The 19,706-nt window shown below is 59.3% G+C and carries 20 protein-coding genes; 10 read left to right on the top strand and 10 right to left on the bottom strand.

The genetic code is table 11. The features are described from left to right. Positions 1-103: 103 nt before the first annotated feature. Together IV01_RS16555 and IV01_RS16550 are read left to right on the top strand one after the other, a co-directional pair. Positions 104-661, top strand: coding sequence for a cytochrome c oxidase assembly protein (locus tag IV01_RS16555; RefSeq protein WP_032627593.1), 558 nt, complete (start codon positions 104-106; stop codon positions 659-661). An 11-nt stretch (positions 662-672) separates the two neighbouring features. After that, positions 673-1,560 (top strand): cytochrome c oxidase subunit 3, encoded by an 888-nt coding sequence (locus IV01_RS16550; RefSeq protein WP_032627594.1) that lies wholly within the window; start codon positions 673-675, stop codon positions 1,558-1,560. A 114-nt stretch (positions 1,561-1,674) separates the two neighbouring features. On the opposite strand, the gene IV01_RS16545 is transcribed toward IV01_RS16550, so the two are convergent. After that, positions 1,675-1,872: a twin transmembrane helix small protein gene (locus IV01_RS16545; protein ID WP_032627595.1), complete on the bottom strand. Its 198-nt coding sequence runs from the start codon at positions 1,870-1,872 to the stop codon at positions 1,675-1,677. Positions 1,873-1,941: 69 nt separating this feature from the next. Between IV01_RS16545 and IV01_RS16540 the strand changes: the two genes are divergently transcribed. From IV01_RS16540 to IV01_RS16525, 5 genes are read left to right on the top strand one after another with little or no spacing between them, the layout of a single operon-like run. Next, a complete protein-coding gene (locus tag IV01_RS16540) occupies positions 1,942-2,697 on the top strand; it encodes an SURF1 family protein (RefSeq protein ID WP_032627669.1) in 756 nt (251 codons plus the stop codon). Further along, positions 2,663-3,256, top strand: coding sequence for a hypothetical protein (locus IV01_RS16535; RefSeq protein ID WP_032627596.1), 594 nt, complete (start codon positions 2,663-2,665; stop codon positions 3,254-3,256). The genes IV01_RS16540 and IV01_RS16535 overlap by 35 nt, the downstream gene beginning before the upstream one ends. Positions 3,257-3,265: 9 nt before the next feature. Continuing rightward, positions 3,266-4,384 carry a COX15/CtaA family protein gene (locus IV01_RS0124850; protein ID WP_080290259.1) on the top strand — a complete coding sequence of 373 codons (1,119 nt, stop codon included), beginning with the start codon at positions 3,266-3,268 and terminating at the stop codon, positions 4,382-4,384. Continuing rightward, complete coding sequence (cyoE, locus tag IV01_RS16530) at positions 4,368-5,258, top strand: heme o synthase (RefSeq protein ID WP_032627597.1); 891 nt, start codon at positions 4,368-4,370, stop codon at positions 5,256-5,258. Before IV01_RS0124850 ends, cyoE begins: the two co-directional genes overlap by 17 nt. Then, positions 5,255-5,887 (top strand): SCO family protein, encoded by a 633-nt coding sequence (locus tag IV01_RS16525; RefSeq protein WP_032627599.1) that lies wholly within the window; start codon positions 5,255-5,257, stop codon positions 5,885-5,887. The genes cyoE and IV01_RS16525 overlap by 4 nt, the downstream gene beginning before the upstream one ends. A 185-nt stretch (positions 5,888-6,072) precedes the next feature. On the opposite strand, the gene IV01_RS16520 is transcribed toward IV01_RS16525, so the two are convergent. The 3 genes from IV01_RS16520 to IV01_RS16510 are packed head-to-tail and all read right to left on the bottom strand — an operon-like array spanning position 6,073 to position 8,577. Then, the gene (locus IV01_RS16520) at positions 6,073-6,846 is read right to left on the bottom strand and encodes a MetQ/NlpA family ABC transporter substrate-binding protein (RefSeq protein ID WP_032627600.1); all 774 of its coding nucleotides are present in this window, start codon (positions 6,844-6,846) and stop codon (positions 6,073-6,075) included. 49 nt (positions 6,847-6,895) lie between these two features. Continuing rightward, positions 6,896-7,570 carry a methionine ABC transporter permease gene (locus IV01_RS16515; protein ID WP_032627601.1) on the bottom strand — a complete coding sequence of 225 codons (675 nt, stop codon included), beginning with the start codon at positions 7,568-7,570 and terminating at the stop codon, positions 6,896-6,898. Continuing rightward, positions 7,570-8,577 (bottom strand): methionine ABC transporter ATP-binding protein, encoded by a 1,008-nt coding sequence (locus IV01_RS16510; protein WP_032627602.1) that lies wholly within the window; start codon positions 8,575-8,577, stop codon positions 7,570-7,572. The genes IV01_RS16515 and IV01_RS16510 overlap by 1 nt, the downstream gene beginning before the upstream one ends. A 464-nt stretch (positions 8,578-9,041) precedes the next feature. Between IV01_RS16510 and katE the strand changes: the two genes are divergently transcribed. Continuing rightward, positions 9,042-11,189, top strand: coding sequence for a catalase HPII (gene katE, locus IV01_RS16505; protein WP_032627603.1), 2,148 nt, complete (start codon positions 9,042-9,044; stop codon positions 11,187-11,189). Positions 11,190-11,362: 173 nt separating this feature from the next. On the opposite strand, the gene IV01_RS16500 is transcribed toward katE, so the two are convergent. The 4 genes from IV01_RS16500 to IV01_RS16485 are packed head-to-tail and all read right to left on the bottom strand — an operon-like array spanning position 11,363 to position 14,177. Further along, positions 11,363-12,079: a PA5502 family lipoprotein gene (locus IV01_RS16500; RefSeq protein ID WP_032627604.1), complete on the bottom strand. Its 717-nt coding sequence runs from the start codon at positions 12,077-12,079 to the stop codon at positions 11,363-11,365. A gap of 37 nt (positions 12,080-12,116) precedes the next feature. Then, a complete protein-coding gene (gene znuB / locus IV01_RS16495; RefSeq protein ID WP_032627605.1) occupies positions 12,117-12,905 on the bottom strand; it encodes a zinc ABC transporter permease subunit ZnuB in 789 nt (262 codons plus the stop codon). Next, entirely contained in the window at positions 12,898-13,695 is a 798-nt protein-coding gene (gene znuC, locus IV01_RS16490; RefSeq protein ID WP_032627606.1) for a zinc ABC transporter ATP-binding protein ZnuC, read from the bottom strand. The genes znuB and znuC overlap by 8 nt, the downstream gene beginning before the upstream one ends. Next, entirely contained in the window at positions 13,695-14,177 is a 483-nt protein-coding gene (locus tag IV01_RS16485) for a Fur family transcriptional regulator (RefSeq protein ID WP_032627671.1), read from the bottom strand. Before IV01_RS16485 ends, znuC begins: the two co-directional genes overlap by 1 nt. Positions 14,178-14,244: 67 nt before the next feature. Here IV01_RS16485 and IV01_RS16480 point away from each other — a divergent pair, with 67 nt between their 5' ends. Beyond that, on the top strand, positions 14,245-15,165 hold the full coding sequence (locus IV01_RS16480) for a zinc ABC transporter substrate-binding protein (protein ID WP_032627607.1): 921 nt from the start codon (positions 14,245-14,247) through the stop codon (positions 15,163-15,165). 123 nt (positions 15,166-15,288) lie between these two features. On the opposite strand, the gene IV01_RS16475 is transcribed toward IV01_RS16480, so the two are convergent. Next, complete coding sequence (locus IV01_RS16475) at positions 15,289-16,239, bottom strand: homoserine kinase (protein WP_032627608.1); 951 nt, start codon at positions 16,237-16,239, stop codon at positions 15,289-15,291. Positions 16,240-16,275: 36 nt separating this feature from the next. Further along, positions 16,276-16,563, bottom strand: a complete 288-nt coding sequence (locus IV01_RS16470; protein ID WP_032627609.1) for a DUF2782 domain-containing protein — start codon at positions 16,561-16,563, stop codon at positions 16,276-16,278. Between the two features lie 74 nt (positions 16,564-16,637). Here IV01_RS16470 and polA point away from each other — a divergent pair, with 74 nt between their 5' ends. Next, positions 16,638-19,400 carry a DNA polymerase I gene (polA, locus tag IV01_RS16465; RefSeq protein ID WP_032627610.1) on the top strand — a complete coding sequence of 921 codons (2,763 nt, stop codon included), beginning with the start codon at positions 16,638-16,640 and terminating at the stop codon, positions 19,398-19,400. Positions 19,401-19,706: the final 306 nt, after the last annotated feature.

Genomic DNA, 19,706 nt, shown 5'->3' on the forward strand with positions numbered 1-19,706 from the left:
TCCGTTGGAGCGAGGCTTGCCCGCGAAGAACGATAACGCGGTATGTCTGCTACACCGAGGCGCCTGATTCGCGGGCAAGCCTCGCTCCAACAGGTTTTAGGTGATGACCAATCCTCGCCCCCTTAAACCCCTCATCACCCGCCTGTTATTGGTGGTCGTGGTGATGTTCGCCTTTGGTTTCGCCTTGGTGCCGTTGTACGACGTGATGTGCAAGGCATTTGGGATTAATGGCAAGACCGGCGGCGCTTATACCGGGGCGCAGGTGATTGATGAAAGCCGTCAGGTACGGGTGCAGTTCCTGTCGACTAATGCGGTGGATATGGTCTGGGGCTTCTATCCCAAGGCTGAGCAACTGGACGTGCATCCCGGCGCAGTTAACGAGATGTTGTTCGTGGCGCAGAACCCGACTGACCAGCCCATGACCGCTCAGGCTGTGCCGAGCATTTCGCCGGGCGCCGCAGCGGTGTATTTCCACAAGACCGAATGTTTCTGCTTTACCCAGCAAGTGCTGCAACCCGGCCAGCGGATCGAAATGCCGGTACGTTTCATCGTTGACCGCGATCTGCCCAAGGACGTGAAACACCTGACCCTGGGTTACACCCTGTTCAACATCACCGCTCGCAAACCGCCCGCTGCGCCCGTCGCCAGCAACGGTGGTTAAAGGAGAAGGCCATGGCAGCTCACGAGCACTATTACGTTGCGGCCCAGAGTAAATGGCCGATCATTGCCACGGTCGGCATGCTCGTGACGATGTTCGGGCTGGGTACGTGGTTCAACGACCTGAAAGCCGCACGGCCTGACTCCCACGGGCCGTGGATCTTCATGGTCGGTGGGCTGATGATTGCCTACATGATGTTTGGCTGGTTCAGCACAGTGATCAAAGAAAGCCGCGCCGGGCTGTACAGCGCGCAAATGGACCGCTCGTTTCGCTGGGGCATGAGCTGGTTCATCTTTTCCGAAGTGATGTTCTTCCTCGCCTTCTTTGGAGCCTTGTTCTACATCCGCTACTGGTCCGGGCCGTGGTTGGGGGGCGAAGGCTCCAAAGGCATTGCCAACATGCTCTGGCCAAACTTCCAGTACACCTGGCCGATGCTTCATACGCCGGACCCGAAACTGTATCCCGCGCCTCAAGGGATTATCGATCCGTGGAAGCTGCCGTTGATCAACACGGTGTTGCTGGTCAGCTCCAGCGTGACCATCACTATCGCGCACCATGCCTTGAAAAGAGGCCATCGCGGCGCACTCAAGCTGTGGCTGGCGATCACCGTCCTGCTGGGCCTGAGCTTCTTGACGCTACAGGCCGAAGAATATGTCCATGCTTATAAAGAGTTGGGTCTGACCTTAGGCTCCGGGATTTATGGCTCGACATTCTTCATGCTCACCGGCTTTCACGGTGCCCACGTGACCATCGGCACAATCATCTTGTTTGTGATGCTGATGCGCATTTTGCGTGGCCATTTCGACGCCGAGCATCAGTTCGGATTCGAAGCGGCGAGCTGGTATTGGCATTTTGTCGATGTGGTGTGGGTGGGGTTGTTCATATTCGTGTATGTGGTTTGACGGATGCACCTGTAGGAGCGCGCTTGCCCGCGATCGGCTGCGAAGCAGTCGTAAAAATATTGAATCCACTATTGTTGGAAGGTCGTGCCGACCTTATCGCGGGCAAGCGCGCTCCTACAGGTTGTATCCCAACCGGCCGCTGTAAAAACCCCAGGTAATCAACGCCAGGGTAATGGCCGCAAGGCTGACGCGGATGGTGAGGGCTTTGAGTAGCCGGGTTGAGTGGCTGTCGTCCTTGACCAGAAAGAACAGGCCGCTGAACAGGCTGGCCAGAGTGGCGAAGAACATAAGCACAATCGCTGCTTTGAGCATGACAACTCCAGGAGCAAACGCGATGCAATGGAGTATAGGTCGGGCATCTTCAACCAGGCGGGGCGCGCGATGAAGCGTTTTGCACCTGGCGTCCTGCCGAGCCTGTTGGTTCTGGTGCTGCTGCCGCTGTTGATTTCCCTCGGTTTCTGGCAGCTGGGTCGCGGCGAAGAGAAGCGCGTGATGCTCGCCCATTATGCCGAGCGCCGAGCCGAGCAGCCGGTGCAGATTGATCAATTAGTGATCGGTGACGATATGGCTTATCGCCGCGTACAACTGCGTGGCCATTTCGACCCGGAACACGCCTTGCTACTGGACAACAGCACTCGCGATGGCAAGGCGGGTGTCGAATTGATCCAGCCATTTGAAGATCAGGCCAGCGGCGTTTGGGCGTGGGTCAATCGCGGTTGGCTGCCTTGGCCGGATCGACGCGTGCCGCCGGTGTTCGATACGCCGAAACAAGCGTTGAGCCTTCAGGCCTGGGTGTACGTGTTGCCCGGTACCTTCCAGCTACAGGCTGATGCGGCCAATGCGCACTGGCCGCGTCTGGTGACTGCGGTAGAGCCCGCCAAACTCTGGGCTGAACTGGGCCGCGACGGCTTTCCTCAGGAGTTGCGCATGGAGTCAGGGCTGGCAGCGTACCGGATCGATTGGCCGATAGTCGCCATGGGCCCGGAAAAACACCTGGGTTACGCCGTGCAGTGGTTTTCCATGGCGACAGCGCTGCTGGGGCTCTATCTGTATCTGGGCTGGCATCAGGCAAAGAACAATAAAAAAGCACTGGAGGAACGCCATGGGAACGGCCATCAACCCAAGCCGCATGTCTGAACCGCGACCACCGCAGAGCCGCCGCAAGGGTCGCTTGCAGCTGATACTGGTGCTGTTGGTCGCGATCGGTCCGATGATCCTGGCGACCAGCATGTACAAGTTCAAATTCTGGGTGCCGGACAGCCGCAGCTTCCACGGCCAGTTGATCGGCAACGGGCAGAGTCGTGCGGATCTGGGCGTACAGACTCAGGAGTCGCGCTGGCAGTTGCTGGTTAGTGTTCCGGCAGCCTGCAACGCAGATTGCGAGCAACTGGTGTACCTGGCTCGGCAGATTCAGATAGGCCTGGGTCGCGATGCCGGTCGTGCCAGTCACGCGTTGGCCAGCGCACAACCGCTGAGTGCTGATTACGATGCGAAGCTGATTCGTGAATATCCGCAGTTGCAGCGCTATTCACTTGAGCTGGCGCGCTATCAGAAGACTGCGCCCGGCATTGAAACGCCTCAATTATGGATCGTCGACCCCCACGGCAATCTGGTGTTGCGCTATGGCGCTGAAGTCAACGGCAAGGATTTGCTCAAGGACCTGCGACAACTGCTGAAACTGTCCAACATCGGATAGGGGTTGATCATGACCAAGCCCGGATTTCGTCTCGCTGTGCTTGCCACGCTGCTGGCGTTGTTCGTGGTGCTACTGGGTGCCTACACCCGCCTTACTCATGCCGGGCTGGGTTGCCCTGACTGGCCGGGCTGTTACGGTTTTGTCAGCGTGCCGACCAGCGAGGTGCAACTGGCCCATGCCGAGCTGCATTTTCCGGGTACCCCGGTGCAGGCGACAAAGGGCTGGAACGAGATGATCCATCGCTATTTCGCGGGTGGGTTGGCGCTGGTGATCCTGACGTTGGCGACACAAGCCTGGCGGCGACGACAGCAACCCGGGCAGCCGGTGAAACTGCCGTTATTGTTGCTGGGTGTCGTGATCGCCCAGGCACTGTTTGGCATGTGGACCGTGACCTTGAAGCTCTGGCCGCAGGTCGTGACCGCGCACTTGCTAGGGGGGATGGCGACGTTAAGCCTGCTGTTGCTGCTGACCCTGCGTTTGAGTGGCGCCTTTCCCGTGCAACAGCAGCTGCCTGCGCGGCTCCAGCGGCTCGCCGCTTCTGGTTTGCTGCTGGTGGTGGTGCAGATCGCGCTGGGTGGCTGGGTCAGTGCCAACTATGCGGCACTGGCCTGCACCGACGTGCCGCTATGCCAGGGCCAGTGGTGGCCGGATGCGGACTTTGCCAACGCGTATCACCTGACCCAACACATCGGCCCCAATTATCTGGGGGGCAAGCTCGACAGCGAGGCGCGCACGGCAATTCACCTGACCCATCGTGTCGGTGCGATGCTGGTGACGGTGTCGTTGCTGAGCCTGGCCTGGCAGCTCAAAACTGTCGGGCTAAAAGGCATGGCGATGTTGCTGGTAACGGCGCTGGCGGTGCAGATCGGTTTGGGGATCAGCAATGTGGTGTTTCATCTGCCGCTGTTTACGGCCTTGGCGCACAACCTAGGCGGCGCGGCGCTGCTGTTGAGTGTGGTGATGATTAATTATCGGGTGAGAAAAGCAGTTGTTCTGTTGGAGCGAGGCTTCTGTGGGAGCGGTGCTTGCCCGCGATACAGGCGCCTCGATTCCAAAGTTCGATCACCGAAACCTTATCGCGGGCAAGCACCGCTCCCACAGGCCTTGCGCCATGACCACCCTCAGTGAAGTCCACCCCCTCTGGCGCGACTACCTCGAACTCACCAAACCCAAAGTCGTGCTGTTGATGTTGATCACCTCGCTGGTGGGGATGTTTCTCGCCACCCGTGCTGGCGTGCCGTGGCTGGTATTGCTGTTCGGCAATCTGGGTATCGGCCTGTGTGCCAGCGGAGCGGCGGTGGTTAATCATGTGGTAGATCGGCGCATCGATACGTTAATGGCGCGCACTCAGAAAAGGCCTATGGCCGAGGGCCGGATTTCCCCGGTTGCTGCGCTGGGTTTTGCCCTTACGCTGGCCTTGACCGGGCAAGCGTTGTTGCTGATCTACACCAACCCGCTCACCGCCTGGCTGACCGGGGCGTCGCTGCTCGGCTACGCAGTGATCTACACCGGCTTCCTCAAGCGTGCCACGCCACAGAACATTGTCATCGGCGGCTTGGCCGGCGCAGCGCCGCCGTTGCTGGGCTGGGTCGCGGTGACCGGACATGTCAGCGCCGAACCGCTGCTGTTGATGCTCATCATCTTCGCCTGGACCCCGCCGCACTTCTGGGCCTTGGCGATCCATCGCAAGGAGGAATACGCCAAGGCCGACATTCCCATGTTGCCGGTCACCCATGGCGAGCATTACACCAAAGTGCATATCGTGCTTTACACGCTGGTGCTGCTGGCGGTCAGCCTGCTGCCCTTTGTGATCCACATGAGCGGCCTGCTTTACTTGCTTTGCGCCCTGGCGCTGAGCGGACGCTTCCTGTTCTGGGCTGTGGTGCTGTACCGTAACGCGCGGCCCCACGCGGCGATCAACACCTTCAAGTACTCAATTTATTATCTGTTCCTGCTGTTCATCGCCCTGCTCGTTGACCACTACCTACTGTTGGCTTTATGACCCGAACCCAGAAAACCGTCTTCATTCTTGTCGCCATCATTGCCCTGATTCTGGGCCTGACGGTCCATCGTGTGCTCTCCGACAGAAATGCGGGCAACCAGACGGCACTCATCGACGCCGGGATCATTCTCCTGCCACAAAGCCGCAATCTGCCGGACCTCAAGATGATTGATCAGGACGGCCAGCCAGTAGTGATCAATGAATTGAAGGGCAAGTGGACACTGCTGTTTTTCGGCTACACCTTCTGCCCGGACATCTGCCCGACCACCCTCGCCCAACTGCGTCAGATCAAGAGCGAGCTACCTCAAGCGGCAGTGGATAAATTGCGCGTCGTGCTGATTAGCGTCGACCCCAATCGCGACACGCCGCAGCAGCTGAAACAGTACCTGGGTTACTTCGACAAGGCGTTCGTGGGCCTGACTGCCCCGGTGCAGGACATCCAGAAACTGGCCAACGCGGTGAGCATCCCGTTCATACCTGCTGATACCAGCAAGCCCAACTACACGGTGGACCACAGCGGCAACCTGGCGCTACTCGGCCCGGACGGCACCCAGCGCGGATTCATCCGTGCGCCATTCAACAACCAGAAATTGTTGGCGCAGTTGCCGGGGTTGTTGGAGAGGGAGTGAGCACTGCCTGTCTGGCGGGGGGGCAATCCAATCTCTGCCCACCATCTGACGACGTGGGACCGGCTTTAGCCGGCAAGGGGCCGGGACAGGCACTGAGTCTTTCCCGGCCAAACGACCGCTTTCCCGGCTAAAGCCGGTCTCACGTCGTCACAATCTCCCACAAGATATCCATCTATCTCAAAAATTTAAAACGCTGGAACCACGGCGCCTTTGTACTTCTCGGTGATGAAGGCTTTGACTTCCGGGCTGTTCAGGGCGGCGACCAGCTTTTTGATGGCGTCCGAATCCTTATTGGCCTGGGTGGTGACCAGGATGTTGGCGTAAGGCGATTCAGCGCCTTCAATGACCAGCGCGTCCTTGGTTGGGTCCAGCTTGGCGCCCAGCGCATAGTTGGTGTTGATCAGCGCCAGATCAACTTGAGTCAGGACCCGTGGCAGGGTGGCAGCTTCCAGCTCGCGGAACTTGAGGTTTTTCGGGTTCTGCAGCACGTCTTTCGGCGTCGCGAGGATGTTGGTTGGATCTTTCAGGGTGATCAGGCCAGCCTTGGCCAGCAGCAACAGCGCACGGCCTTCGTTGGTGGCGTCATTAGGCAGCGCAACATTGGCGCCATCCGGCAGGTCGGCCAGGTTTTTGATCTTGTCCGAGTACGCGCCGAACGGTTCTACGTGAACCTTGGCAACGCTGACCAGATCAGTGCCTTTGCCCTTATTGAACTCATCCAGATACGGCTGGTGCTGGAAGAAGTTGGCGTCCATGCGCTTTTCTGCAACTTGCACGTTTGGCTGGACATAGTCAGTGAAGACTTTGATTTTCAGGTCCACGCCTTCTTTGGCCAAGGTCGGCTTCACGAACTCGAGAATCTCCGCATGCGGTACGGCACTGGCCGCGACGGTGAGGGTTTCATCGGCGTGGGCGGACAACGCAGCAACGGCGGCAAATACGGCCAACAGCTTTTTCATTCATCAACTCCATTGAGAGCCCACCCGCGTGGTGGGCCCGGTCAAACATTTATCGGTGGGTAAAGTGCGCGACCAGTTTGTCGCCAATGCTTTGCAGAACCTGCACCAGCACCAGCAGCAATATGACCGTCACGAACATCACATCGTTCTGGAAGCGCTGATAACCATAGCGAATCGCCAGATCGCCCAGCCCGCCCGCGCCAACGGCACCCGCCATGGCGGTGAACGACACCAGCGCAATGGCTGTGACCGTAATGGCGGCGAGAATGCCTGGGCGCGCTTCAGGCAGCAGAGCCTTGACGATGATCTGCCGCGTGGTGGCGCCCATGGCCTGGGTGGCTTCGATGATGCCGCGATCCACTTCACGCAGCGCTGTTTCCACCAGACGGGCGAAGAATGGCGTCGCACCGGCGATCAACGGCGGCAAGGTGCCGAGGATGCCCAGGGTGGTGCCGGTGATGACTTCCGTGACCGGCATCATCACGATCAGCAGGATGATGAACGGCAAGGCACGTAGCAGGTTGACGATAATCGCCAGCGACGAATACAGCCCTTTGTTTTCCAGCAACTGGCGCGGAGAGGTCAGGAACAGGATCACGCCCAGCGGCAAGCCCAGCAGGATGGTGAAGCCCAGGGACACCACCAGCATGTTCAGCGTGTCGAGAGTGGCGACCCAGATTTCAACCCAGTCAACGTTGGGGAATAGCGTCAGGAAAGCATCCATTAGCGCAGCACCTCCATATGAACATCGGCGGCGGTGAAGCGAGCGAAGGCCGCGTCCATGTCGCCGCCGGTAATGGCCAGCGTCAGTTGCCCGTAAGGCGTGTCTTTGATGCGGTCGATACGCCCGGCAAGGATGCTGTAATCAACACCGGTTTCCCGGGCAACCGTGCCCAGCAGCGGCGCATAAGTGGCCTGGCCCTGGAACGTCAGACGCACGATGCGCCCTTCAACGTGGGCAAAGTCATCGCGCTGCTCGTTTTCATCGATCTGCTCGTGTTCCTGGACGAAGCGCTTGGTGGTCGGGTGCTGCGGATGCAGAAACACATCAGCCACCGCGCCCTGCTCGACGATCACGCCCGCGTCCATAACCGCCACGTGGTCGCAGACCCGGCGGATCACGTCCATCTCGTGGGTGATCAACACAATGGTCAGCTTCAACTCGCGATTGATCTCGGCGAGCAGTTGCAGGACCGACGCTGTAGTTTGCGGGTCGAGAGCGCTGGTGGCTTCGTCGCAGAGCAGGATTTTCGGCTTGGTTGCCAGCGCGCGAGCGATGCCTACGCGCTGCTTTTGCCCGCCGGACAACTGCGACGGATATTTCTTGGCATGATCGGACAAGCCAACCCGCGCCAGCAATTCGGCCACGCGCTGGTCGATCTGGGCGCGGGACATATCACCGGCCAGGGTCAGCGGCATGGCGACGTTTTCGGCCACGGTCTTGGATGACAGCAGGTTGAAGTGCTGGAAGATCATCCCGACTTGCTGGCGGAAGCGCCGCAAGCCGTTGGCGTCAAGGGCGGTGACGTCTTCGTCATCGACGATGATCTGCCCGCCGCTCGGGGTTTCCAGGCGGTTGATCAGGCGCAGCAGCGTGCTCTTGCCAGCCCCTGAATGGCCAATCAGGCCGAACACCTGGCCGTCTTCGACGCGCAGGCTGGTGGGGTGCAGGGCCGGAATTTCCTTGCCTGCCACCCGATAGGTTTTATGGACGTTATGAAACTCGATCACTTGGCGAACCTTGTGGGGCGCGGTAAATATTCAGCGCAGCGGCAGGACCCGCGGCGGCTGATTCGCATCGGCTGGATAAGCCGGGCGCGCATTTTAGCCTGTCCGCTGCACGGCATTTAGCATTTATTTCATAACCGACCTGCCGAAATGGAATAAGGCGATGGGTGGTGCCGCGGAACGACGTGGGACCGGCTTTAGCCGGGAAGGCGGCCTCACAGAGGACATTGATGTAGTGGTTTACTGGCCCCTTCCCGGCTAAAGCCGGTCCCACGACGGTTTCGCAGTCAATTGATAATCGCGACCACCCGACAGTTCTTCGAAAAATTCACGGAACGGCTGATTTCCTCGTCAGTCATTCAATAAGCATCGTTATTTCCCCATGTGCCGTGCAGGGGAGATTTTCAGCTTATCGAGCCCTGCCTATTCGAGCATACGGGCCTTTATAACCGAGGAGTTTCTGCCTGATGGCTACCAAGAAAACACCCATAGCACCTGGGAATACAAGCGAACTGGCCGGGACCGATACTTTGGATCGCGGCAACACCAACAGCAAACTCGACAGCCTTGAGCAGTTCCGCTCTGACGCGACCGGCCAAGCGCTACGCACCAATCAGGGTGTGAAAGTCTCCGACAACCAGAACACTCTGAAAGCAGGTGATCGTGGTCCGTCGTTGCTCGAAGACTTCATCATGCGTGAAAAAATCACGCACTTTGACCATGAGCGCATTCCGGAGCGTATCGTCCACGCCCGTGGTACCGCCGCCCATGGCTATTTCCAGACTTACGAAGACCACGCGGCGCTGACCAAGGCTGGCTTCCTGCGTGATCCGGGCCACAAAACCCCGGTGTTCGCGCGTTTTTCCACCGTACAAGGCCCGCGTGGCTCGGGTGATACCGTGCGCGACGTGCGTGGCTTTTCGGTCAAGTTCTATACCGAAGAAGGTAACTACGACCTGGTCGGCAACAACATGCCGGTGTTTTTCATTCAGGACGCCATCAAGTTTCCGGACTTCGTGCATGCCGTAAAGCCTGAGCCGCATAACGAGATTCCAACCGGTGGTTCGGCCCACGATACGTTCTGGGATTTCGTTTCCCTGGTGCCGGAATCCGCGCACATGGTGCTGTGGACCATGTCCGACCGTGCCATCCCGAAAAGCCTGCGCACCATGCAGGGCTTCGGCGTGCACACCTTCCGCATGATCAACACCGAGGGCAAATCGACCTTCGTCAAATTCCACTGGAAGCCAAAGTTCGGCGTGTGTTCGCTGGTCTGGGACGAAGCCCAGAAGCTGGCCGGTAAAGACACCGATTTCCACCGCCGCGACTTGTGGGAATCCATTGAAATGGGTGACTACCCTGAGTGGGAACTGGGCGTACAGATCGTTGCGGAAGAAGACGAGCACAAGTTCGACTTCGATATCCTCGATCCGACCAAAATCATCCCTGAAGAGCTGGTCCCGGTCACGCCGCTGGGCAAGATGGTGCTTAACCGCAACCCGGACAACTTCTTCGCCGAGACCGAACAGGTTGCGTTCTGCCCTGGTCACGTGGTGCCTGGTATCGACTTCTCAAACGATCCGCTGCTGCAAGGTCGGTTGTTCTCTTACACCGATACGCAGATCAGCCGACTGGGTGGGCCGAACTTCCACGAAATTCCGATCAACCGCCCGGTTGCTCCAAACCACAGCGGTCAGCGCGACGCGCAACACCGCACCACTATCGACAAAGGCCGTGCCTCTTACGAGCCGAATTCCATCGATGGTGGCTGGCCGAAAGAAACACCGGCTGGCCCGGTAGATGGCGGTTTCGAGAGCTATCCAGAGCGTATCGAGGCGCACAAAGTTCGCCAGCGCAGTGAGTCGTTCTCGGATCACTTCTCCCAGGCGACGTTGTTCTTCAACAGCATGAGCCACGCTGAAAAAGAACACATCATTGCGGCTTATAGCTTCGAGCTGGGCAAGGTTGAGCGCGAACATATCCGTGCCCGTCAGGTGAATGAGATTCTCGCCAATATCGATCTGGAATTGGCTAGCCGTGTTGCGGCAAATCTTGGTCTGCCAGCGCCAAAGGCTGGAACTGTGGCGCCGAAGAAGCAATCGCTCCAAGAGTCGCCATTGTTGAGCCAGATGAACCTGCTGTCCGGTGACATCGTTTCGCGCAAAGTCGCGATTCTGGTCGCCGACGGTGTGGACGAAAAAGCAGTCGCGGCCATGAAAGCTGCGCTGGAAGCGGAAGGCGCTCACGCCAAGGTGCTTGGTCCGACCTCGGCACCGGTGAAAACCGCTGGTGGTCAGAGCTTGCCGGTGGATGCGTCCCAGGAAGGCTTGCCTTCGGTGGCGTTCGACGCCGTGTTCATTCCGGGTGGTGCCGCTTCAGTCACTGCCCTGAGTGGCGACGGCGTGGCGCTGCACTACGTGCTTGAGGCCTACAAACACCTCAAGGCAATTGCCTTCAGCGGGGATGCGAAAAAGCTGATCGAGCTGCTGCATCTGGACACTGATGCGGGCTTGCTTGAAGTGGCAGATGGTAAGTCGACCAAGGCTTTCTTCACCGCTATCGCCCAGCACCGCGTCTGGGATCGTGAGCCGAAAGCCAAGGCGATTCCGGCCTGATCGAGCGGCGTCAGGGATGACGCCTTTCGGCTGGGACCCCCGTAGGAGCGCGCTTGGTCTGGGCCGCATCCGGACGATTGCGGTGTATCAGTCAAATATGTATCAACTGAACTGACGCAATCGTCCGGATGCGGCCCAGACCAAGCGCGCTCCTACAGGTTTGGGTGTTCTCGTTACTGCCTCGCAGGCTTGAGAATGACGGTCGCTGACTCGTTACGCTCAATCTTGCGTTGCAGGTCCAGCTCAAACTCAGAATTGATCTTGTAGACCCGTTTGGTCAGTAAAGTGGCCAGCCATGGGTAGTCGTCCGTGCGTGGCACAATCAGCAGGACGTCGCAGTTGAAGGCCACTGTGTCGGAAGCGATAGCGTCCAGTTGACGACGCAATTGCACCATATCGCCGATTTTCAACTTGATGGTGGTGCTTTCCGCGCCGGGGTCCACCAGCTTGGCGCTACGTTTCGCTTCGGCAGCCGCCAACTCCGCTTCAGCTTTATCCAGCTCGGCTTTACGGGCGTGGGCAATGGCGCCATTGACGCCGCTGGTCAGCGCGGGGGCTTTGGGCATCAGCGAGCGGGCCCGGCTCAAAGCGGCCGCTGCGGCATTGACGTCGCCTTTTTGCAGCACGATCTGGCTGCGGCTCAAATAGGCTTCCGCCAATCGACGCTGGAACTGTTCAAGGCGGATGTCTGTGGGCGCGGCGGCTTGCAACTTTGCCAATTGATCTTCAGCGGTGGCCAGCTCGTTGCTGGTGATGCTCTGCTCAAGCTGCGCGAACCCATCTGGCGGTGTCGCAGGTACGGGCGCGTCAACTGTCGGGGCGCTTTGGCAGGCGGCCAACAGAACGGAAAATGCGGCAAGCAGCAGATAACGGGATGCGAACGGCTTCATTCCTGCGATTCTCTAATTGCGCAAAAAACGAGCAAGTCTACACCGCTCGCTTGGGTAGGACAAAACTCAGCAGAAACAATGCTGCTGCCGACACCACAATCGATGGGCCGGCCGGGGTGTCCTTGAACCACGACAACGACAGTCCGAGGCACACCGCAACCACGCCCAGTAGGCTTGCGCCCAGTGCCATCTGCTCCGGCGAACGGGCGTGACGCTGTGCCGCAGCAGCGGGGATGATCAGCAGTGACGTAATCAGTAACACACCGACAATTTTCATCGCCACGGCAATCACGACTGCAATCAACAACATCAGCGCCATACGCAAACCGGCAACCGGCAGGCCTTCGACCTTTGCCAGCTCCTCATGCACGGTAATCGCCAGCAATGGACGCCATAGGGCGACCAGCAAGGCCAGTACCGCCATGGAGCCACCGAGAATCCAGGCCAGATCGGTGGGGCTTATCGCCAGCAAATCGCCGAACAGGTAGGCCATCAGGTCGATGCGCACGTCATGCATGAAGCTGAGCACCACCAGCCCGAGGGACAGTGTGCTCGGCGCGAGGATCCCCAGCAAGGTGTCCGACGCCAGTGGTTGTCGCTGTTGCAGGGTCACCAGCAGGATTGCCAGCAGCAGACAGCCGACGGTCACCGCGATCGCCGGGCTGACGTCCAGCAAAAAGCCCATGGCCACGCCCAACAATGCGGCGTGAGATAGCGTGTCGCCAAAATAAGCCATGCGCCGCCAGACCACGAACGAGCCCAACGGTCCGGCAACCAGTGCCAGAGCCAAGCCGGCAAGCAAGGCGTAAAGAAGAAAATCAGCCATGCTTGCAGCTGTCTCCGTGAACATGTTTGTGAGGATGCGCTGCCGGATCGGCGGCTTCTTCAACGACTTCGCCATGCAGGTCATGGGCGTGATCGTGATGGTGGTGATAAATAGCGAGGCTTTGCGCGTTCTTGCCGAACAGCTCAACGAACGCCGGGTCGTGACTGACCTGTTCCGGATGGCCGGAGCAGCAGACGTGACGGTTCAGGCAGACCACTTGATCGGTAGTGCTCATGACCAGATGCAAATCGTGGGAAACCATTAGTACGCCACAACCGTGACGGTCGCGCAGGCGAGTAATCAGGCTGTAAAGCTCGGCCTGCCCTGCCACGTCGACGCCCTGCACCGGTTCATCCAGGACCAGCAATTGCGGCTCGCGCAACAAGGCGCGCGCCAGCAGCACGCGCTGCATTTCGCCACCGGAAACACTTTGTAGCGGGCTGTCGATGACTTTCTCTGCGCCCACTTCAACCAGCGCCGCGAGAGCGGTTGCGCGGTCCACGCCGGGCACCAGTCGCAGGAAGCGCAGCACGGACAGCGGCAAGGTCGGATCAACATGCAGCTTTTGCGGCATGTAGCCCACGCGCAGCTTCTGCTTGCGCCAAACCTTCCCGGTATCAGGCTTGAGCAGCCCGAGAACCGCCCGCACCAGCGTGGTTTTGCCCGCGCCGTTGGGGCCGATCAGGGTGACGATCTCACCCGGATTGACGCTCAAATTAATATTTTCCAGCACGTTCTGCCCGGACAGGGCGACGCCAACGTGCTCAAGCTTGATCAGCGCGTTGCTCATCAAGCCGCCTTGCAGCCGGAACACACCCCGATGATTTCCACCGTCTGGCCTTCAACGGCAAAGCCTACTTCAGCCGCAGCTTTGATCACCGCATCGCTGATGGATTGCTGTTGCAGCTCAATGGCAGCATGGCATTCACGGCAAATCAGGAACTGGCCCTGGTGCGCGTGGGTCGGGTGGTTGCAGCCGGTAAAGGCGTTCAGCGAAGCAATGCGGTGCACCAGGCCGTTATCCAGCAGGAAATCCAGCGCCCGATAGACCGTCGGTGGCGCGGCGCGGCGGCCGTCTTCTTCGCTGAGCACGGCCAGGATGTCGTAGGCACCCAGCGGTTTGTGGCTCTGCCACACCAGCTCCAGCACGCGGCGACGCAGGGCGGTCAGGCGCAGGCCTTTCTCGGCGCACAGGGCATCGGCTTCAGACAGCGCGGTATGCACGCAGTGAGAGTGGTCATGGGGGCGACTGGCTAGCGGTGTAATAGACATGAGCGGCGACGACATTTGCTGGAGACGTTATTATGTTACCCGTTCCTGCCTTGAATGAGTGGTCTACGTGCACCGTCTTTTTGCCCTTTTCGTTGTTTTATCCGCCAGCCTGCTGACAATTTCCTCAGCTCAGGCCGAAGTTCGCGTCCTCACCAGCATCAAGCCATTGCAGTTGATTGCGGCGGCTGTACAGGATGGCGTCGGTAAACCCGAGGTGCTTTTGCCACCCGGTGCGTCGCCGCATCACTATGCGCTGCGACCATCCGACGTACGGCGTGTACAGAATTTCGATCTGCTCTACTGGATCGGCCCTGACATGGAAGGCTTCATGCCTCGCGTGCTGAAAAATCGCACATTGCCTGTGGTCGCCGTTCAGTCGCTGCCCGGTTTGCATCTGCGCCATTTTGCTGCGGACAGTGCTTCCCATGAGGAAGAGCACGATGAACATGATCACGACCATCGCCCCGGAAGTCTGGACGCGCATTTGTGGCTGTCTTCCGTGAATGCCAGGGTGATCGCTGCAAAAATGGCGGCTGATCTGAGTGCGGCAGATCCAGCTAACGCTGCGCGCTACAACAGCAACGCCAAGGCTTTCACTGCGCGCCTGGACGTCATGGATGCACGCATCAAGGGGCGGGTGGCGGGCATCGCGGGCAAGCCGTTCTTTGTTTTTCATGAGGCGTTTGATTATTTCGAAGACGCTTATGGCCTCAAGCATGCGGGCGTGTTCAGTGTGGCGGCCGAAGTCCAGCCGGGTGCCCAGCACGTGGCGGCGATGCGCGCGCGCTTGACTGAGGTTGGCAAGACTTGCGTCTTCAGCGAGCCACCCCTGCGCCCACGCCTGGCCGAAACCCTAACCGCTGGTTTGCCAGCCAAACTTGCGGAGCTGGATGCACTGGGCAGCAACACCCCAGTGAACGCGACCGGGTACGAGCTGCTGCTGAATAAGCTTGGGGATGATCTGGTGGGGTGTTTGGAAGGTTTGTGATCGTTGGGCTGTTAAATCCGTGGGAGCGGTGCTTGCCCGCGATAAGAACGCCGCAGATATCAGGTCTATCGCGTCCATCCTATCGCGGGCAAGCACCGCTCCCACAGGAGATCGCCGTTTCAGTTACAACGCAAACGGCAGCGGTATGTGGATTTTCTGGCGTTGTTCCAGGCGCTGCTGGAATTCCAGCGGGTCGTGGATCAACACGTCTTGCCCGGCGTTGGATTCTGCTGCGATCAGACGTGACAGCCAGAAACGCACGCAACCCACACGCAGCATCGTGGGCCACAGCTCGGCTTCGGCAGCGGTGAACGGCCGCAAGGCAGCGTAAGCACCCAGCAAGGCCCGGGCGCGTGGTGCGTCGATCTGGCCGTCTTCGTCAGAGCACCAGTCATTCAGCGAAATCGCCAGGTCATAGAGCATCGGCCCGGAACAGGCGTTGTAAAAGTCGATGACACCGGTCAGGTGTGTGCCTTCGAACAAGGCGTTGTCGCGGAAAAGGTCACCGTGCAGGTTGGCCCGTGGCAAGGCGAGAATCTTCCCCTTCAGCCGCTCGATCTCTTCCAGCGTGGTCTTGAGCAAGTCGCTTGGGGCTTGCTCAAGGTGAGAAATCAGAATCGCCCCTTCGGCCAGCATCCAGTCCAGCCCCCGGTCGGTCTTGCGCTCCAGCGGCTTGTCCCGAGTCGCCAGATGCAAGTGGCCCAGCAGCTCGCCGATCTGCGCGCAATGCTGCGTGTTCGGCTCGCTGATGTGTTTGCCAGCCAGGCGCGGCTGTAGCAGTGCCGGTTTGCCAGCCAGTTCACGCAGGGCGATGCCTTCAGTGGTTGGCAAGGCGTACGGCACGGGCAAATCGGCGTCGTGCAACACAGCCAGTAGCTCGACGAAAAAAGGCATCTCGTGAACCGGGCCGCGTTCCACCAGTGTCAGCACGAATTCACCCTGCTCCAGACTGATGAAGTAGTTAGTGTTTTCGCTTCCAGCGGCAATGCCTTGAAAGTCGCGCAGGCGGCCTAACCCATAAGGGGCGAGAAAAACTTCCAGCTCGGGCCGAGCCAGGGGGGTAAACACGGACATATCAGGACTGCCAGCAAAAAGGGTGAATGTGGGACGTTACCACTCGAATATCTTCCACTGCGGGATCAGCATATCCGGTTGGTCGGAACGAATGAAATTGGCATCGGTACCATCAGCGCGCACCAGGAAGTAAGGCTTGCCACCTTTGGGGGTGATCTTTATCGCGTACAAAAAGCCATTCTGGCGATACTCCTGAATGGTCTTGTCGCCCTCGGTGCGGATCGTGACCTCCGGGTCTGCCGAGGGCGGCTCATCAGCGGCAATAGCAATCAGCGGGCAGAGTGTAAACAGGCCAGCCAGCAACAGGCGATTTGTCGTACGCATGATAACCTTGTCCCTTTGTCGTCAATGGTCCTCGCATTCTAGCGCCGACCCCGCCGAAAAGGTTGATTCTGCTCATGAGCCAAGCTCCCCTCGTCCTGGTGGACGGTTCTTCTTACCTGTATCGCGCCTTTCACGCGCTGCCGCCACTCGCTACATCCAAGGGTTTGCCGACTGGCGCGGTCAAGGGCGTGCTGAACATGCTCAAAAGCCTGCGTCGGCAATACCCGGACAGCCCGTTCGCGGTGGTTTTCGACGCCAAGGGCGGTACCTTTCGCGACGATCTGTACGCTGAATACAAAGCCAACCGACCAAGCATGCCGGACGATCTGCGCGTGCAGATCGATCTGCTGCACGCTTGCGTCAAGGGTCTGGGCTACCCGCTGCTGTGTGTCGATGGCGTTGAAGCCGATGACGTGATCGGCACTCTGGCGCGAAGCAGCGCGGCGGCAGACCGTCCGGTGATCATCTCCACCGGCGACAAGGACATGGCGCAGCTGGTCGACGGGCACATTACCTTGGTCAACACCATGACCGGTAGCGTGCAGGACGTGGCTGGCGTGAGAGAGAAATTTGGTGTCGGCCCCGAGCACATCATCGATTACCTGGCGTTGATGGGCGACAAGGTCGACAACATTCCCGGTGTGCCGGGTGTTGGCGAAAAAACCGCTGTGGGCTTGCTGGTCGGTGTGGGCGGCGGCTTGAAAGAGCTGTACGAGAACCTCGAAATAGTCGCGACGCTGCCGATTCGCGGGGCGAAAACTCTTGCGGCCAAGCTCGAAGAACACCGCGCCATGGCGTTTTTGTCTTACGAGCTGGCGACCATCAAGATCGACGTGCCGCTGGATGTCGAACTGGACCAACTGCACTGCGGCGAGCCGGACCGTGAAGCGCTGCTTGAGCTGTACGCCGAGCTGGAGTTCAAGAGCTGGATCGACGAGTTGCACCGCGATGCCAAGCGCGTCGGGCTGGAAATCGCGATCGAAGAAGCACCGGTTCCGAGCGAAACCCGCTACGAAACCATTCTTGAGCAGGATCAGCTGGACGTCTGGCTGAAGAAACTCAAGGACGCCAAGCTGGTAGCCTTTGTCACTCAGAGCAACGGCCTGGATGCTCAAAAGGCGCAGCTGGTGGGCTTGTCATTTGCCGTGCAGACCAACGAAGCGGCCTATATCCCCCTGACCCACTCGTACATGGGCGTGCCGCAGCAACTGGACCGCGATCATGTCCTCAAGCAGCTCAAGCCGCTGCTGGAAGACCCGGCCAAAATCAAGGTCGGTCAGCACGCCAAGTTTGATATCAACATTCTGGCGAACTGTGCCATTGGTGGCGATCAGGCCCAGGGCATCAACGTGCAGGGCTTGCTTTACGACACCATGCTTGAATCCTATGTGCTGGATTCCACTGCCACCCGTCACGACCGTGAAAGCCTGGCGTTGAAGTATCTGGGGCATACCGCCACGAATATTCAGGACATCGCTGGCAAGGGCGTGAAGCAGCTGACGTTTGACCAACTCTCGCTGGAGCTGGCCGCGCAATACGCCGCTGAAGAAGCCGACGTCACCCTGCGCCTTCACGAAGCGCTGCTGGCCAAACTCGAAGCTATTCCGAGTCTGCTCCCGGTGCTTAACGACATCGAAATGCCGCTTGTGCCGGTGCTGGCCCGCATCGAGCGCCAAGGCGCGTTGGTGGACGCTAAATTACTGGGCATTCAGAGCGTCGAGCTGGGGGACAAGATGGTTGCCCTTGAGCGCGAGGCCTTTGAAATCGCTGGTGAGGAGTTCAACCTTGGCTCGCCCAAGCAGCTGGGTGTGATTCTTTACGAAAAGCTCGGTATGCCGGTGCTTAACAAGACCGCCAAAGGCCAGGCGTCGACTGCCGAAGCGGTGCTGGCCGAGTTGGCCGAGCAAGGCTTCCCGCTGCCCAAGGTCCTGATGCAATACCGCTCCATGAGCAAACTCAAGAGCACTTACACCGACCGCTTGCCGGAGCAGATCAACCCGCGCACCGGCCGGATTCATACGTCTTACCATCAGGCGGTGGCCGTCACCGGACGCTTGTCCTCCAGTGATCCAAACCTGCAGAACATTCCGATCCGCACCGCTGAAGGTCGGCGTATTCGCCAGGCGTTCGTTGCGCCCAAGGGCTACAAACTGCTGGCAGCAGACTACTCGCAGATCGAACTGCGCATCATGGCCCACCTTGCCAAGGATGAAGGCTTGCTGCATGCGTTCCGCAATGATCTGGATGTCCACCGGGCGACGGCGGCGGAAGTGTTCGGCGTCGAGCTGGCAGACGTCACCACCGACATGCGCCGCAAAGCGAAAGCGATCAACTTCGGCCTGATCTACGGCATGAGCGCCTTTGGCCTGGCCAAGCAAATCGGTGTCGACCGCAAAGAGTCCCAGGCCTACGTGGATCGCTACTTTGCGCGGTATCCGGGCGTGCTCGATTACATGGAGCGTACCCGCACCCAGGCCGCCGAGCAGGGGTTCGTCGAGACCATCTTCGGTCGTCGTCTGTACTTGCCGGATATCAACGCCAAGAATCAGGCCCTGCGCAAAGGCGCCGAACGCATGGCGATCAACGCGCCGATGCAAGGCACCGCCGCCGATATCATCAAGAAAGCCATGATCCAAGTGAATAACTGGCTGGAGACTTCAGGGCTGGACGCGCGGGTCATCCTGCAAGTGCACGATGAGCTGGTGCTGGAGGTTCGCGAAGATCTGGTTGAGCAGATCAGCACAGAGATTCGCCAGCACATGAGCGGCGCGGCGGAGCTGGACGTTCCGCTGCTGGTTGAAGTGGGCGTGGGCAACAATTGGGACGAGGCGCACTGATCCGTGGGCTCCGCACCCTCGGTAGGAGTGCGCTTGCCCGCGATGAGCGATGACGCGGTGTGTCTGATAGACCGAGTCGCCTGAATTCGCGGGCAAGCCTCGCTCCAACAGAACACCCATTACCTCCGTGGGAGCCGAGCTTGCTCGCTAAGAGTGATGACGCGGTGTGTCTGATAGACCGAGTCGCCCGATTCGCGGGCAAGCCTCGTTCCTACAACAGACGGCGTACCCCCGTTGGAGCCGAGCTTGCTCGCGAAAAACGATGATGCGGTACGTCTGACAGACCGAGGTGCCTGATTAGCGGGC

Origin of the sequence: Pseudomonas syringae (genome assembly GCF_000737245.1) — a bacterium.
In the GTDB taxonomy this organism is placed as follows: domain Bacteria; phylum Pseudomonadota; class Gammaproteobacteria; order Pseudomonadales; family Pseudomonadaceae; genus Aquipseudomonas; species Aquipseudomonas syringae_J.

What these genes read in the sequence shown, in the direction of transcription:
- IV01_RS16555 (WP_032627593.1), top strand. Translation starts at nt 104, where the DNA reads ATGACCAATCCTCGCCCCCTTAAACCCCTCATCACCCGCCTGTTATTG.
- IV01_RS16550 (WP_032627594.1), top strand. Translation starts at nt 673, where the DNA reads ATGGCAGCTCACGAGCACTATTACGTTGCGGCCCAGAGTAAATGGCCG.
- IV01_RS16545 (WP_032627595.1), bottom strand. Translation starts at nt 1,872, where the DNA reads ATGCTCAAAGCAGCGATTGTGCTTATGTTCTTCGCCACTCTGGCCAGC.
- IV01_RS16540 (WP_032627669.1), top strand. Translation starts at nt 1,942, where the DNA reads ATGAAGCGTTTTGCACCTGGCGTCCTGCCGAGCCTGTTGGTTCTGGTG.
- IV01_RS16535 (WP_032627596.1), top strand. Translation starts at nt 2,663, where the DNA reads ATGGGAACGGCCATCAACCCAAGCCGCATGTCTGAACCGCGACCACCG.
- IV01_RS0124850 (WP_080290259.1), top strand. Translation starts at nt 3,266, where the DNA reads ATGACCAAGCCCGGATTTCGTCTCGCTGTGCTTGCCACGCTGCTGGCG.
- cyoE (WP_032627597.1), top strand. Translation starts at nt 4,368, where the DNA reads ATGACCACCCTCAGTGAAGTCCACCCCCTCTGGCGCGACTACCTCGAA.
- IV01_RS16525 (WP_032627599.1), top strand. Translation starts at nt 5,255, where the DNA reads ATGACCCGAACCCAGAAAACCGTCTTCATTCTTGTCGCCATCATTGCC.
- IV01_RS16520 (WP_032627600.1), bottom strand. Translation starts at nt 6,846, where the DNA reads ATGAAAAAGCTGTTGGCCGTATTTGCCGCCGTTGCTGCGTTGTCCGCC.
- IV01_RS16515 (WP_032627601.1), bottom strand. Translation starts at nt 7,570, where the DNA reads ATGGATGCTTTCCTGACGCTATTCCCCAACGTTGACTGGGTTGAAATC.
- katE (WP_032627603.1), top strand. Translation starts at nt 9,042, where the DNA reads ATGGCTACCAAGAAAACACCCATAGCACCTGGGAATACAAGCGAACTG.
- IV01_RS16500 (WP_032627604.1), bottom strand. Translation starts at nt 12,079, where the DNA reads ATGAAGCCGTTCGCATCCCGTTATCTGCTGCTTGCCGCATTTTCCGTT.
- znuB (WP_032627605.1), bottom strand. Translation starts at nt 12,905, where the DNA reads ATGGCTGATTTTCTTCTTTACGCCTTGCTTGCCGGCTTGGCTCTGGCA.
- znuC (WP_032627606.1), bottom strand. Translation starts at nt 13,695, where the DNA reads ATGAGCAACGCGCTGATCAAGCTTGAGCACGTTGGCGTCGCCCTGTCC.
- IV01_RS16485 (WP_032627671.1), bottom strand. Translation starts at nt 14,177, where the DNA reads ATGTCTATTACACCGCTAGCCAGTCGCCCCCATGACCACTCTCACTGC.
- IV01_RS16475 (WP_032627608.1), bottom strand. Translation starts at nt 16,239, where the DNA reads ATGTCCGTGTTTACCCCCCTGGCTCGGCCCGAGCTGGAAGTTTTTCTC.
- IV01_RS16470 (WP_032627609.1), bottom strand. Translation starts at nt 16,563, where the DNA reads ATGCGTACGACAAATCGCCTGTTGCTGGCTGGCCTGTTTACACTCTGC.
- polA (WP_032627610.1), top strand. Translation starts at nt 16,638, where the DNA reads ATGAGCCAAGCTCCCCTCGTCCTGGTGGACGGTTCTTCTTACCTGTAT.